Annotated in this window: 12 protein-coding genes; 5 read left to right on the top strand and 7 right to left on the bottom strand. The window is 65.5% G+C overall.

Annotated elements, in window-relative coordinates; all coding sequences use genetic code 11:
* Nucleotides 1-76: 76 nt before the first annotated feature.
* Both ABZ195_RS18730 and ABZ195_RS18725 read right to left on the bottom strand, forming a co-directional pair.
* A complete protein-coding gene (locus ABZ195_RS18730; RefSeq protein WP_355220319.1) occupies nucleotides 77-379 on the bottom strand; it encodes a hypothetical protein in 303 nt (100 codons plus the stop codon).
* Nucleotides 379-564, bottom strand: coding sequence for an excisionase family DNA-binding protein (locus ABZ195_RS18725; protein ID WP_355220317.1), 186 nt, complete (start codon nucleotides 562-564; stop codon nucleotides 379-381). Before ABZ195_RS18725 ends, ABZ195_RS18730 begins: the two co-directional genes overlap by 1 nt.
* A 528-nt stretch (nucleotides 565-1,092) precedes the next feature.
* On the opposite strand from ABZ195_RS18725, the gene mobF reads away from it, so the two are divergent.
* Nucleotides 1,093-3,996: a MobF family relaxase gene (gene mobF / locus ABZ195_RS18720; RefSeq protein ID WP_355220315.1), complete on the top strand. Its 2,904-nt coding sequence runs from the start codon at nucleotides 1,093-1,095 to the stop codon at nucleotides 3,994-3,996.
* Nucleotides 3,997-4,164: 168 nt separating this feature from the next.
* Here mobF and ABZ195_RS18715 read toward each other — a convergent pair whose 3' ends face one another.
* Nucleotides 4,165-4,815, bottom strand: coding sequence for a TetR/AcrR family transcriptional regulator (locus tag ABZ195_RS18715; protein ID WP_355220366.1), 651 nt, complete (start codon nucleotides 4,813-4,815; stop codon nucleotides 4,165-4,167).
* Between the two features lie 166 nt (nucleotides 4,816-4,981).
* Here ABZ195_RS18715 and ABZ195_RS18710 point away from each other — a divergent pair, with 166 nt between their 5' ends.
* The 4 genes from ABZ195_RS18710 (at nucleotide 4,982) to ABZ195_RS18695 (ending at nucleotide 9,816) form a co-directional block, all read left to right on the top strand.
* Nucleotides 4,982-5,596, top strand: a complete 615-nt coding sequence (locus ABZ195_RS18710) for a TetR family transcriptional regulator (protein WP_355220313.1) — start codon at nucleotides 4,982-4,984, stop codon at nucleotides 5,594-5,596.
* A gap of 102 nt (nucleotides 5,597-5,698) precedes the next feature.
* Entirely contained in the window at nucleotides 5,699-6,133 is a 435-nt protein-coding gene (locus ABZ195_RS18705) for a DUF6188 family protein (protein ID WP_355220311.1), read from the top strand.
* A gap of 106 nt (nucleotides 6,134-6,239) precedes the next feature.
* A complete protein-coding gene (locus ABZ195_RS18700; protein WP_355220364.1) occupies nucleotides 6,240-9,251 on the top strand; it encodes an MMPL family transporter in 3,012 nt (1,003 codons plus the stop codon).
* Between the two features lie 187 nt (nucleotides 9,252-9,438).
* A complete protein-coding gene (locus tag ABZ195_RS18695; RefSeq protein ID WP_355220309.1) occupies nucleotides 9,439-9,816 on the top strand; it encodes a hypothetical protein in 378 nt (125 codons plus the stop codon).
* 223 nt (nucleotides 9,817-10,039) lie between these two features.
* On the opposite strand, the gene ABZ195_RS18690 is transcribed toward ABZ195_RS18695, so the two are convergent.
* Genes ABZ195_RS18690 through ABZ195_RS18675 form a run of 4 tightly spaced genes read right to left on the bottom strand, consistent with a single transcriptional unit; the run spans nucleotide 10,040 to nucleotide 13,510 of the window.
* The gene (locus ABZ195_RS18690; protein WP_355220307.1) at nucleotides 10,040-10,930 is read right to left on the bottom strand and encodes an alpha/beta hydrolase; all 891 of its coding nucleotides are present in this window, start codon (nucleotides 10,928-10,930) and stop codon (nucleotides 10,040-10,042) included.
* 25 nt (nucleotides 10,931-10,955) lie between these two features.
* Nucleotides 10,956-11,405, bottom strand: a complete 450-nt coding sequence (locus tag ABZ195_RS18685) for a PaaI family thioesterase (protein WP_355220306.1) — start codon at nucleotides 11,403-11,405, stop codon at nucleotides 10,956-10,958.
* A gap of 6 nt (nucleotides 11,406-11,411) precedes the next feature.
* The gene (locus ABZ195_RS18680) at nucleotides 11,412-11,936 is read right to left on the bottom strand and encodes a PaaI family thioesterase (protein ID WP_355220304.1); all 525 of its coding nucleotides are present in this window, start codon (nucleotides 11,934-11,936) and stop codon (nucleotides 11,412-11,414) included.
* Nucleotides 11,933-13,510 carry an MFS transporter gene (locus ABZ195_RS18675; protein WP_355220302.1) on the bottom strand — a complete coding sequence of 526 codons (1,578 nt, stop codon included), beginning with the start codon at nucleotides 13,508-13,510 and terminating at the stop codon, nucleotides 11,933-11,935. The genes ABZ195_RS18680 and ABZ195_RS18675 overlap by 4 nt, the downstream gene beginning before the upstream one ends.
* Nucleotide 13,511: the final 1 nt, after the last annotated feature.

The following is a 13,511-nucleotide window of genomic DNA, read 5'->3' as shown; positions in this document are numbered from 1 at the left end:
ACTCTTGGGGATAGGGCCTGGGCACTTGGACATCCTCTCAGCCCACCCGTCCCGGGCAAGCCAACTCAGATGTCACCTATTCGTGCAGCAGACCCGTCGTCCTTCGGATGCTGGGCTCCGCGATGTGCTCCAGCCAGTACACCATGTACTCCGCAACGGTCAGTGTCGTCGTCGCGACGGGAATGCCGCGGCGTTGTTGGTCGCGCAGCTTGTTCAATTCGTCGAGTGCTTCGCGCTCGGTATCGCCGTAGACGCTGACCCGCCTGCGCCGCCCGTCCGGAGTGTCGACGAAGAACTTGCCTTCCCATCGGCCATCCGTGCGGCGGTAGACGCCGCCTTGGCCGTTGGCATTGCGCCTCCTGTGCGGTCGGCTGGCCATCACGCGGCTCCGTCGATGAGGCCGGCGACGTACTCGTCGAGCGATTGCCGGATGATTCGGCGGCACCGACCTATCTGTACCGACTTCACCTGCTGATCCCAGATCAAGCGATAGATCATCCACCGGCTCACGGCGAGGCGATCAGCGGCGGCCTGGACCGTAATGAGTTCCCCTTGGTCGGTCACTGAGACCACCTCCAACCTTGCGTATGGGATTCGCCGCCGGAAGCCATGATCGACAACCGGTTTGACGCTCCTCGCCACCGTGGCGCTGAGCCACCGCCCCCATAGCAGCTACCACCACTGTAAGCCCAAGGAACGACACGTTTGTGTCTTATTTTTCAAAGCCCGACCGCCGACCGTCGGCCCCTAAGTGGTGGCATTTGCGTCGGTGTCGACGACGACTCAGGAAGGTCTCCCAACATCCCGGGCGCGACCCATGAGCATATTGCCAACCCCCGTGCCAACCACCGCCCACACCCCATTCATCCACAACCAGCGGTTCATCGTCAGCCAACAGCCTCTTCGATCCACTCCAAAATCCCTACGCCGTAGATACTTACGGATATCCGCCATCACCCCGCCCATCCAAGGAACTGCAGTGGCACATTGGCACAGGGTGCAATACTGGTGTGGTCGGGTTGGGGAATCCGACTCAAAGTATCTACGGGGCAGCTGGTTTGGGGTCTGACATCGGAAGCGGTGGTCGGACGGGTGTTGACGATTTCGCGGCTGACGCGGTGGAGCATCGGCTACTACAACGACACCGCCAATCGTGCCAAGCAGTCGGCGATGACCGCGGCGGGGGCCAATGGTGGACTGGGCGAATACTATTCCGAGGCCGACACCCGGGTCCCGACCTGGCTGCTCACCGGTGATACCCCCACCGTGGCCAAACTCTGCGGCTTGGATGAGAGTGCCCAAGCGGGTGGGGTGGTCGACACCGAGATGGCGGCGACATGGTTGAACGACGGGATCGCGCCGAATGGTGCGCGGGGGCGGGCGTTCGGTGAGAAGGGGGTGCACGGTTTCGACTTGACGTTCGCCGCCCCGAAGAGTGTCTCCCTGTTGCGGGTGTTGACCGATCCGGTGGCGGAGAAGGTGTTCGCCGCCGCCCACGAGCACGCCATCAGCGCGGCGATGGCGTATCTGCATCGGCATGCCGGGTATACCCGGGTGCATAACCCGGTCACCGGGATGAAGGACCTGCGACGCTTGCCGGGGCTGGTGGGGATCGCCTATCAGCACGAGACGTCGCGGTGCGGGGATCCGCACCTGCACACCCACGTCATCGTCCCGAACCGCCAACCCCGCGTCGACGGCGAGCTGGTGTCCATCGACTCCAAGTCGCTGTATCACGAAGCGAAGGCCGCCGGGATGATCTACCAGGCCACCCTGCGCCATCACCTGCACACCGAGCGGGGCTTCGAATGGGCACCGGTGGATGAGCATTCGGGGATGGCGGAGATCGCCGGCGTCCCCCGGGAGGACATCACCGCGTGGTCGCGCCGCTCGACCCGGCTGCGGGAATGGGCGGCCCAGAACCTCGTCGTGGTCGATGGGGAGCCGACCGCGGCGCAGTTGGCGGCCGCGCAAAAGGCCACCCGCCCGGCCAAACCCGAGTCCTTGTCCTTCGAGGAATTGAAGGTCGACTGGCGGGCCGACGCCCGCGGTCTGCACCTGGACCGCGCCGCACACCAGGAGGCGCGCGCGCTGCGCACCGCCGCCGCGCGCACCAGCGCGCTGGCCGCGGCGCACGACAGGTCCACCGCAGCGCCGGGAGCACCCACGGCGCAGTCGGATACGGCGGACCGCGTCTGCAAGCGCGGCACGCTGCCACTGGACCGCGCATCCCTGGCGGCGGCGACCGGCATCGGCAAGGCCGGATACACACGCGCCGACATGGTCGAGCTGATCGGCGCGCGGCTGCCGGTCGACGCGCCGGGGGAACCAGCGCAGGTCATCGAGCAGCTAGTGGACCTGGTCGGGATCCGGATCACCGCGCCCCGGGAGGCGCATCATCGGGAGGGGCACGTGAAGTTCACCCTCAGGGAGATTCTCAACGAAGAACAGCACATCTTGAAGATGGTCGACGAGCGGGACAACCGCTCGCGTCTGGACGTTCGCCGCGAGGACGTCGAGGACCTGTCGACCGATCAGGCGCGCGCGGTCACCGCGATCAGTACCTCACCGTGGTTGGTGCAACCGTTGTCCGCGCCCGCGGGTGCGGGCAAGACGCACTCCATGCGTGCCCTGCACACCGCGGCCGCGCGCGACGGCAGGGAGGTGCTCGTCCTTGCGCCCACCGGTAGGGCGGTCGACGAGGCGTTGCACGATGGGGCGGGGGACCGGGGCTACACCATCGCCAAGGCGCTGGGTCACCTGCGCCGCGGCGAGTTGGAGTTGAACCGGCGCACCGTTGTGGTGGTCGATGAGGCGTCGATGGTGGCCACCCCGGATCTGCGGGAGCTTTTGGCGGCGGCGACCGCAGGCGGGGCGAAGGTGGTGTTGGTGGGGGATCCGTATCAATTGGCGCCGGTGAAGTCGCGGGGCGGGATGTTCGAGCAGCTCTGCGACGAACTGCCGTGGGCGCAACGTCTCTCGGAGGTCTGGCGGATGCGGAACCCGGAGGAACGTCACGCGTCGTTGGCGTTGCGATCCGGGCACGGCAACCCACTGCGCAAGGCGATCGGTTGGTACCGCACCCACGACCGACTGCACACCGGTGACCCGGTCGCCATGGCGTCCGACGCCCTGGAGGGATACCTCACCGACCGGAAGGCGGGGAAGGAGTCGTTGTTGGTCTGCGATACCTGGGAGATGGCCGATGCCCTAAACCGACGCCTGCACGACACCCTCACCGCACCCGGCGCGACCGCCCGGGCTGCCCGCGACCAACGAGTTCGGGTGGGAGATCTGATCGTCAGCCGGCGCAACGATGCCACGATCGCGCTCCGACGTGGAGCGGGACAGACCCGCACGGACGGGGTGGATCAGGTGCGTAACGGCAACCGCTGGCAGGTCATCGCCATCGACGCGGAGACCAATCGGATTGCGGCCGAACGTCTCTCCGACCATGCTCGCGTCACCTTCGAAGGCGACTACCTCAAGGGCGACGTCACGTTGGGCTACGCGGTCACGGTGCACTCCGCACAGGGTGTCACCACCGACACCGCCCACGCCGTCATCGCCGACACATCGACTCGGTCCATGGCGTACGTTGCGATGTCCCGCGGCCGCTACACCAACCAGGCCTATATCTACATCCGCGACAGCGCGGAAGCCGAGCGCCGCGATGAGGAACTTGGTTCGGGAGGGGGGATTCACCGCCTTCAACGCGGCACCAAATATTCGGCAGCACAACACCTCCGTGGCATCGTCGCCAACGACGACCGTCCCCGCACCATGCACGTCGAGGCCCGCCACTCCGACCGTGAACTGCTCCCCGGGATAATTCGGCGTTTCATGGAGACCCAAGACGAACGCGTTGGCTCGCGAGAGCGCGCGTGGCGAGCGGACGCGGCCGCGGCCAGGAAATTTCGTGTGTCCCTTCAGCGCGTGAGTGACGTAATGTCGCGCGCAGGCCGCAGCCGCGAGTGTGACGGTATCGAATTTTAGCGTCACGTCGAACTACGATTCTTGGGCAACTGCTTGCTTGACGGCGCGAAGCGGCGCGCCTGAGATGGCTTGCTCCGCCATGAACTTCGCCCGGCCTAACCCCAAAGGGCTCACAGGTCAGGTTAGAGGTATTGCGTGACCTGGTTGCGGCAAGCAACTTGCCTTCGATCAAGAATGTTGGTGCACCGCAACATTCTTCTGCTCATTGTGGTGAGCTTTGAGGAAGCCGTCCACGATCTGTTCGCAGTGGCGTGGGGTCAGCGCTTGAAGTCCGGTCATCCGGGCGAATGCCAGCGGTCCAACGAGTTGGCACATCGCGAGTTCGAGGTCGAGTTCGTTGAGCTCGTCGCGGGCGCCTTGCAGAATCGCGTCGAAGGGTTGTCGATACTGTTCCACGACGCGGCTGCGCAGGGCCTTCGTGGATGACTGCGCGTCATCGGACTCCGCGGGTGAGGTGGGTCCGAGTGCGAGCCAAGCCAGCATCGTGACCTGCAGTGGCGCGTCAGCGAACAATGACGCCTGTCGGACCAGTAGTTCGACCAGTCGGTCGCGCAGCGATCCGGCGGTTGGGGGCGGCGGGGTGACTTGAGGCAGTAGGCGTTCGAAGGTGGCTGCAAGCAGATGCGAGGAACTCTTGAAATGTCGATAGAGGGTCGTGCGCGCGACCTTTGACGCTTTCGTTACCGCCTCTATCGTGACCGCTTCTACCCCGCCGGTGCTCAGTAAGTGCGCCGCCGCGTCGAGCAGCCTGTTGCGCGACCTAGTGCGACGGGGATCGACGTCATCGCCATCTATCGCTGGCGTCGGCGAATCGTTCAACACCACGTCAGTCTGCCGAAATCTGTGTTCATTCCGTCCACCACGCCGCTATAGTACCAACGGTATCGTTGCGATACTGAGCATACTTCCATGCTCACTGGCTCGCGATTGAGTCGGAGCCCGCCACCGCCTCGCGGCGGCCCACCGGCTAGATGGGTATCACCTCATGCAGACAAACGGGCTCGACCACAATCCCGGTCTGGACTGCATCGCTCGAACGCGCGAGCTCATCCTTGATAGTGCCGAGAATATTGCTGTAGGCGGCGGATACGACGTCGTGAAGATCCGTGCCGTGGCCGCGGACTCAGGGATCGCCGTGGGTACCTTTTATCGATACTTCCCCTCCAAGCCGCACGTCCTCGTTGCCGTCCTGGCGCGGGCGTTCGAACGGCTCGACGCTGAGCGAGATTGGGCCGATGCGGGTGTCTCGCCGCGGTTACGCCTCGGGCACCTGAACGCGAGGCTTCAGGAGGAGTGGCGTTCCAAGCCCGCGCTGACCGAAGCCGTTACCCGTGCGTTCCTGTTCGCCGACGCCAGTGCCCTGGCCGAAGTGGAACACGCCGCGGCAGTCATCGAACACCTCCTCGGGGTCGCGATCGCCGGCGGGGAGCCGAATCCTCACCAGCACCGGCTCGCCTTGGTGATCTTGGATGTCTGGCTGGCCAGCCTGATCAGGTGGGTCCGTCACGGCACGTCAGCCGCCGACGCCGCTGTCCGGCTCGACCGCTGCATCGAGCTGATCCTCGGCGACCAAGAGGACATGGAACGAGAACAGTCCTAGGCCGTCGGCCAGGGCACTCGCCCAGTCCCTAACGATACTATTGATATCGTACCGATACTGAGAGTATCGTTCATCATCATCCTGGTCGACGAAGGGGGCATCATGCTCACCCAATGGATCGAAGATTGTCAGGTCCAGCGTGTAAGTCTCAACGAAGGCCTGGCGTTGAGTCTCGAGGACTACAACGAATTGGTCATCACGCGGCCGCTAAGACTCTCCCTCCCGCCGGTGGGCGTACATCCCGCCGAAGACGTGATGATCGATCCCCGTGACGTGCCCACACACCAGCGTCCACTGCTGAACTTTGCAGGAAGCATCTGCACGCACGCCGGGTACGACGACGACGGCACTCTGCACGTCGCGTTCTCCAACGGGTACAGCGTCACGGTGACCGCCGATCAGGACTCCACGGCTTGGGAGTTGTACGGAAAACACCACGGCTACATGGCGTGTCTGCCGCACGGTCGAGTCCGCGTCGTGCGCCACGACTTGCCCGAGGACCAGCAGGTTGCCGACTCTTCGGTGATCGCAGGGTGAACCGGCTCGACGAAACGAGACTCCGGCTCGGACACGGCTCCTCGCGGGCGCGCCATTGAGCACCGAAGGAAGTCATCAGGACTCGACGAGCACCGCGACCCTACGCCTGCGGGAACGCGCGGCATCGCCGACAAAAGCGTCCGGGGAGTACAGCGAACGCCTTGGCGCGCTGGCCCGATTCACCGTGCGGCACAAGGCCCTGGTGATCGGTGCGTGGGTCGGATTGGCCGTGGTCCTGGCGCTGGTGTTCCCGCAGCTGGAGACCGTCGTTCAGAAACAGTCCGTCCAGCTGATTCCGCGGGACGTGGCGTCGTTTCAAACGATCGACCGGATGAGCGAGGCATTCGGCGAACAGGGTTCCAAGACGATGCTGTTCGTCGCCATGGAAGACCCAGCCGGGCTCACACCCTCGGCGCGACGGCAGTACGCGGATCTGGTGGCACGGTTGCGCGCCGACACCAAACACGTCCTACTGGTCCAGGACCTGCTGGCCGATCCGGTGACCGCCACCCAGGCGCTCAGCAGGGACGGCAAGGCCTGGTATCTGCCGGTCGGGGTAGCCGGCACGCTCGGTGACCCCACCGCGGCCGAGTCGGTCACCGCGGTCCGCTCGATCGCCGCCCAGTCCTTCGACGGGTCCTCGACGACCGTGCGGGTGACCGGGCCACCGGCCACGTTCAGCGACCAGATCGCCGAGGCCGAACACGATCTGCTGTTCATCTCCATCGCCACGGCCGCACTGATCGCGCTGATCCTGCTCATCGTGTACCGGTCGGTGTTCACCGCGCTACTACCCTTGTTGGTGATCGGCATCAGCCTGGCCGTGGGGCGTGGCGTGCTCTCCGGACTGGGCGAGTTGGGCATGCCGGTGTCACAGTTCACCGTCGCGTTCATGACGGCGATCCTGCTGGGCGCCGGCACGGACTACACGGTCTTCTTGATCAGTCGCTATCACGAACAGCGCCGCGCGCAAATTGTCCCCGATCTGGCGGTCGTGCACGCCACCGCGAGCATCGGCCGGGTCATCATGGCCTCCGCGGCGACCGTCGCGCTGGCGTTCGCGGCCATGGTGTTCGCCCATCTCAGCGTGTTCGCCGGACTGGGACCGGCCTGCGCGGTCGCCGTGCTCGTCGGATTCGCGGCCACCGTGACACTGCTTCCGCCGGTGCTGGCACTGGCTGCCACGCGCGGCATCGGTGAACCCAAGTCCGACCGCACCCGCCGCTATTGGAACTCAGTGGCCGTCGCGGTGGTGCGCAAGCCGGTGCCGCTCCTCGTCGGCAGCCTGGTCATCCTGCTGGCACTGTCCGCGGTCGCCACGACGATGACCTTGAGCTACGACGACCGCAAGGGCCAACCTGCCACCACGGCCAGCAACGAGGGCTATCAACTGCTGGACCGGCACTTCCGCAAGGACATCGTCATCACCGAGGCCCTCGTCGTGGAATCCCCGATCGACATGCGCACCGGGAAGGGGCTCGCCGATCTGGACGAGATGGCCTCCCGGGTGGCGCAGGTCCCCGGTGTCACGAAGGTCTCCGGGGTCACCCGGCCCACCGGTGTCCGCCTGGATCAAGCCCAATTGGGTTGGCAGAACGGACAAATCGGCGACAAGATGGCGGACGCGGTGGCCGACGGCAACGCCCGCAAGGCCGACCTGGCCAAGCTCACCGGCGGCGCGGACCAACTCGCTGGCGGCCTGGCCCAACTCGACACCACCCTGCGCACCGCACTGACCCCGCTGACCGGCCTCCTGAACCAGGCCCAAACCCTGAGCCCCCAGGTCGAGCAACTCCGACCGCTGCTCACCCAACTGTCGGTGGCCGCACCCAGCGTCGATCAAGCGTTGCGTTCCGGGCCCGGACTGCGCCCGCTGGCCGAACAAGCCGACAGCGCGATCGCCAGCATCGACCCCCTCGTCGGTGCCCTGAACACCTCGCCGTGGTGTGCGACCACCCCACAATGTGCACAGATCCGCGACCAGGTTCACGTCCTGGTGACCCTCCGTGACGCCGGGTTCTTCACCCAGGTCGCCGGCCTCGGTGACCGCGTCGGGCAGAACGCGACCGTCGCCAGCACCCTGGCCGACGTCCAGAAGGCCGTCACCTCTATGGACAAGGCATTCGGGGCGCTCGGCAATCCCGCCGACATGGTCGGCAACGTCCGCCGCCTCCAAGACGGCATCAGCCAACTTGCCTCCGGTGCACAGGCTTTGGCCACCGGTGTGCACACCCTGGCCGACAGCAACATCGAAATGCTTAGTGGGATGAGCCAGATCGCCACCCAACTGCAGAACTCTGCACGCGCCAGCGCCGGTTCGGACACCTCGAGTGGGTTCTTCCTGCCCTCCACCGCCTTCGAGAACCGCCAATTCGCAGATGTGGCCAAACAATTCCTCTCCCACGACGGCAAGACCGCCCGGTTCGTCATCGAGTCCAGCAACGACCCCTACAGCATGAACGCCATGAACATGGCCCACCAGATCGTCACCGTCGCCGAGGCCGCCCGCCCCAACACCTCCCTGGCGCAGGCCACCATCTCGGTCGCCGGATTCCCCGCCGTCAACTCCGACATCCAAAAATTACTGTCGGCGGACTTCCTTCAACTGGGCGCGGCCACCCTGCTCATCGTGGGCCTCATCCTGGTCCTACTCCTGCGCGCACTGCTGGCCCCGCTCTACCTGCTGGGCACCGTGGTACTCAACTATGCCGCCTCGCTGGGTATCGGGGTCTTGGTCTTCCAGTGGGGCCTGGGCTATGAAATCGCCTGGCCGGTACCGCTGTTGGCGTTCATCATCCTGGTCGCCGTAGGCGCGGACTACAACATGCTGCTGGTCTCCCGGCTCAAGGAGGAATCCACCCGCAACATCCGCGTCGGCGTGCTGCGGACCGTCTCCAACACCGGCTCGGTCATCACCTCCGCCGGCATCATCTTCGCCGCCAGCATGCTCGGCCTCATGTTCGGCTCGATCGCCATCATGATCCAAGCCGGGTTCATCATCGGCTGCGGCCTGCTGCTGGACACCTTCGTCGTACGCACGCTCACCGTTCCCGCGATCGCCGTGCTCCTGCGCGAAGCCAGCTGGTGGCCGCAACGCGCTAGCACCCGATCCCGCTAAGCGGAACGGCCCATCGTCTCGACGGTCGCCCCGTTGGACGAACACAGTCGAACGCTCGCCATAGCGCAGCCCACGTGCTCCAGCGATGCCCGTGCTTCCACGCGTCCAGTGCTCGGATGTATTGATACTGATGGTATCGCTACGCTACTAAATGTAGCGTAGTGATGTGTCGAGAGGATCGGACTCCATGGACGAACACGTTGCGTATTCGCATCGCCTCACCACGCCGGGCGATTCCCGCGTACCTCGGGCGGCTAGGTCTCGGAAAGGGCGCTCAGATCTGGGAGCCCTTCATGTGGTCGCGCTGGTCATAGCTGTGGGCGCCGGGGTCGTGGCCGCGCCCCCAGCGGGCGCTGATGAGGCCGGCTACCTGGAGCGACTCCAGAGCAGGCTGGCGTATTTGACGACTCAGCAGCTGCTGACCGAGGGCTACAAGATTTGCCAGTTGACGCATGGCGGCCGCCCGTCCTCCGACGCCATTCCGATGGTCACGAAGGACTTGGCGATATCAGTACCGGCTGCTATCGACATCATCGTTGCCGCTGGAGGAGAACTCGGCTGCTGACGACGGGCCGGGACACTGCTCAGCGGGCAAGCTTGACCGAGCTCATGCGGCTGCCGGTCGAATCGCGTACGACATGCCGGACGCGCAATGCGCCCCACAAACTGGCAGTGCCGCTCGTGACCTCCGAGGCGTAGATCAGCTCGGAGTCGCAGTCGCACAGCTGAACACATCCCCGAACCGCCCGCGTCGTACGTGGCAGCAGCATGCTCGAAGCAGTACGGGCCTAGAGGGCGCAGCGGTCGAGGAAGTTGGTGACGGCGGCGGTGAACGCGTCGTTGTCGTGACCGGCGATCATGTGACCGGTGCCGGACACGTCGACGGTCTCGGCGTGCGGAACCAGCCGCAGGAAGTCGTCGACGGTCTCTTGGGAGACCACGTCGGAGAGCAGGCCCCGGACGAGAAGTGTCGGCGCGGTGACGCGACGGGCTCCATCGCTCAGCAGGGCACCGATCGCGTCGAACTGCTCGGTTCCCGATGCCGGTTCATCGTGGAGGAATTCGAAGTTGGAATGGACGAAGGCCGGGTCCCAGCGCCAGATCCACCGGCCGTCGTGACGTTGTCGCAACACCTTGCGCAGACCGTCGACGTTCGCGGGTCGCGCGCGATGCGGGTTGTAGGCGGCGATTACCTCTGCGGCGTCATCGAGGGTGCGGAAGCCCTCGGGGTGTGCGGCCATGAACGATACGACCCGCTGAGCGCCCTGAAACTCCAGTCGCGGGGTGATGTCGACCAAGACCACAGCCCCCCACAAGTCCGGTGGTGCGAGCAGATGTGCGGCCAGGATGGTCATCCCGCCCAACGATGCGCCTACCACTACCGGTGGCATGTCGGTGCTGATGTGATCGCGAACGGCTACCAGGTCGGAGGCCAGGCGCTCGACGTCGTACCGGCCAGCCGGGTCCCAATCGCTGTCACCATGACCGCGAGTGTCATAGGCGACGACCGCGTAGCCGCCTGCGTGCAGTCGAGCGGCCGAGGTGCTCCAGGCATGCCGGTTCTGGCCACCACCGTGCAGGAGCAGCACAACGCGACGATTGCCGTCGTGGTGGTAGTAGTCCGCGGCCAGGGTGATCCCGTCGCCGGTCCGGATCCGATGCCGCACAAGCGAGGTCATGACGCTTTGCCCTCCACGTCGGTGCTCACCGTCCGTTGCCGGCGGTGCTCACGATCGTGACGGTGCCCTGCGCGGCGCAGACCGCCTTGTCGTCGTTGCTGATGTCGATGCGCGCCACCCCGCTGCGCTTACCCAACGACACGATGTGGGTGACGGCGACACACACCCCGATGGACACGGGTCTGAGCAGGTTCAGCTTGAATTCGGTGGTGGCGACCCACGATCCCGCCGAGATGACGGGGTAGAAGACAACTCCCAGGCAATGGTCGACCATCGCGGACAGGCATCCGCCGTGCAAATTGCCGAACGGTGTCAGCAGATCCTCGCGGGTGTCCATCTCCGCCACCAGCCGACCAGCAGTCAGCTCGGTGTGTCGAAAGTTCAGGAACGTCGACAGCCCGCCGGCCGTGTTCGCTGATTTGAGCAGCTGATCGGCGATCTGTGCGTCGAAGTGCGCAAACTCCGGGTTCACCATCGCGTGTCACGCCTCGTATTCATTGTGATCGGTGGACGGCCGTACTCGAGCGAACCGCTCGAGCATGTCGCCAAACGCGCCTAGCTCACCGTGCGCGGCAAAGTGCTCGACATCCACGGCGACGAACATCGCCGCGGCGGTGAACCGCACGACGCCATCCTCACCGGTCCCGGTCGCACTGACGTGCAGCGCCCGACCCTCGCGACTGTCGACGCGCGCGACGATGCGGTGGGGGTGATGGAGCGGCACCGGTTGGCGGTACCCGACGGCCAGGTTGCGGGTGACCGCCGGGGTGGCGGCGATCCACAGGGTGAACCCGAACAGATCGTCACAGGCCGCGGCGATCGCGCCGCCGTGCGCGAGACCCGGTGCCCCTGCGTGCCTTTCGTCGAACGCCACGTCGGTGTACACCTGGTCACCAGATCGGAAAGCCTTCATTCGCAAGCCATGTAGGTTGTCCGGGCCGCATCCCATGCAGGTGGAGGTGTGCGGCGGCAACTGCTCCGGCTCAAGGCTCGCCGCCTCGCTCATGGAGTGCTCGATTCTGCAGAGGTTTCGACCTGCGATCCAGCGGTCGCATCGATCGACGAGCGGGAATCTTTGGTCGTGCGCGGACGGCCGGGTGCCCAGATCCCGAGAATGACGGCACTGATGCTGGTGATCGCCGAAAGCGCCAGCGCGGCTTGGCTGTTGCCGTGCACGAACGCGTCTCTCGCGAGGTCGGCGAACGGCTGAGCAGAGGGACCGAACTGCTGAGTGACCTGTAGCGCTGCGGCCAAGGAGTCCGAGATCTGCTCGCGCGCGGCCGGTGGAACCGTGGCAAGCACGGGTTGGATCTGATTGGTGTATCCGGCGGCCAACACGCTGCCGGCTACGGCCACGCCGATGGCGGCACCGATCTCGCGGCTGGCGTCGTTGACCGCCGCGGCCACACCGTGTTTCTCCACCGGCGTCGCGGCGACGATAGCTGTCGTCGCGGGCGCGGTGACCAGCCCCAGACCCGAGCCCATAGCCAACAGGGGCCAGAGAAAATCGTAGTAGTCGGCGTCGACGCTGAGGCGGCTGACGAAGTAGAGGCCGACACCGATCAGCAACATGCCAGGGGCGGTCACCACACGCAGGCCGTACCGGTCGGCGAGCCTCGGTGCGATCAACGAGATAATCACAATCGGGACGATGAGCGGTGTGAGAGCCAGCGCCGATTGGAACGGCGCGTAACCGACGACGAGTTGAAGGTACTGCACCAGAAGGAAGAAGCCGCCGAACATGACCAGGAACTGCAGGACGAGTGACAGTGCGCCGCTGCCGAAACCGCGGTCGGCGAAGAGCCGCAGGTCCAGCAGTGGGTGCTCATGCCGCAGCTCGACGAGCACGAAGATCACCGACCCGATCATGCCGACGGCGAACAGCGCCAGGACCCACCCGTCGGTCCAGCCGCGTATCGGCGCTTCGGTGACGGCGATCACGATGAAACCGATGGCCCCTGTGATACATAAAGACCCGGTGTAGTCCAGGGGTGGATGAGTCTCCTGGGCTTCCCTGGGAAGCGTGAGCGCAGCGATCATCAGCGCCATGCCAGCCAGGGCGAGACCGACGAAAATCGACTTCCACGTCCAGACCTCTAGGAGCGCCCCGGAACACAGGACGCCGACAACGGCACCTGATGCGGCGACACCGGCCCAAATCCCCACCGCGCGGCCCCGTTGATGCACAGGGAATCCGGCGGTCAACAGCGACAGCGTCGACGGCATCACGAACGCAGCGCCCAGTCCGGCGACGGCTCGCGCCGAGATCAGCCACCACGGGTCCGACACAATCAGCGGAATGACCGACGCCGCGGAGAAGACGAGCAGTCCGAGGATCAGGACCAGTCGGCGACCGTGCCGGTCACCGACCGCTCCCGCCGGGAGCACCAGGCCCGCCAGGATCAGGGTGTAGCCGTCGACGACCCACGTCAATTGGCTTTGTGTCGCACCGGTTTGCGCGGCGATGTCGGGCAGCGAGGTGTACAGAGCCGCCATCGAGCCGATGACCAGTGCCACTGACAGGCACGACACCACTAGCGTCCACTTCTGACCCACCGTGAGACTCCGTGCGGCCTGCACG

This window comes from Mycobacterium sp. NPDC006124 (genome assembly GCF_040614235.1).
Classification (GTDB): Bacteria; Actinomycetota; Actinomycetes; order Mycobacteriales; family Mycobacteriaceae; genus Mycobacterium.
The sequence above is the reverse complement of the archived record's forward strand: the minus strand, read 5'-3'. Positions and strand labels throughout refer to the sequence as shown.

Bases quoted from the DNA above. Each gene is read 5' to 3' on its own strand.
- ABZ195_RS18730 (WP_355220319.1), bottom strand. From the start codon at position 379: ATGGCCAGCCGACCGCACAGGAGGCGCAATGCCAACGGCCAAGGCGGC.
- ABZ195_RS18710 (WP_355220313.1), top strand. From the start codon at position 4,982: ATGCAGACAAACGGGCTCGACCACAATCCCGGTCTGGACTGCATCGCT.
- ABZ195_RS18705 (WP_355220311.1), top strand. From the start codon at position 5,699: ATGCTCACCCAATGGATCGAAGATTGTCAGGTCCAGCGTGTAAGTCTC.
- ABZ195_RS18695 (WP_355220309.1), top strand. From the start codon at position 9,439: ATGGACGAACACGTTGCGTATTCGCATCGCCTCACCACGCCGGGCGAT.
- ABZ195_RS18690 (WP_355220307.1), bottom strand. From the start codon at position 10,930: ATGACCTCGCTTGTGCGGCATCGGATCCGGACCGGCGACGGGATCACC.
- ABZ195_RS18685 (WP_355220306.1), bottom strand. From the start codon at position 11,405: ATGGTGAACCCGGAGTTTGCGCACTTCGACGCACAGATCGCCGATCAG.
- ABZ195_RS18680 (WP_355220304.1), bottom strand. From the start codon at position 11,936: ATGAGCGAGGCGGCGAGCCTTGAGCCGGAGCAGTTGCCGCCGCACACC.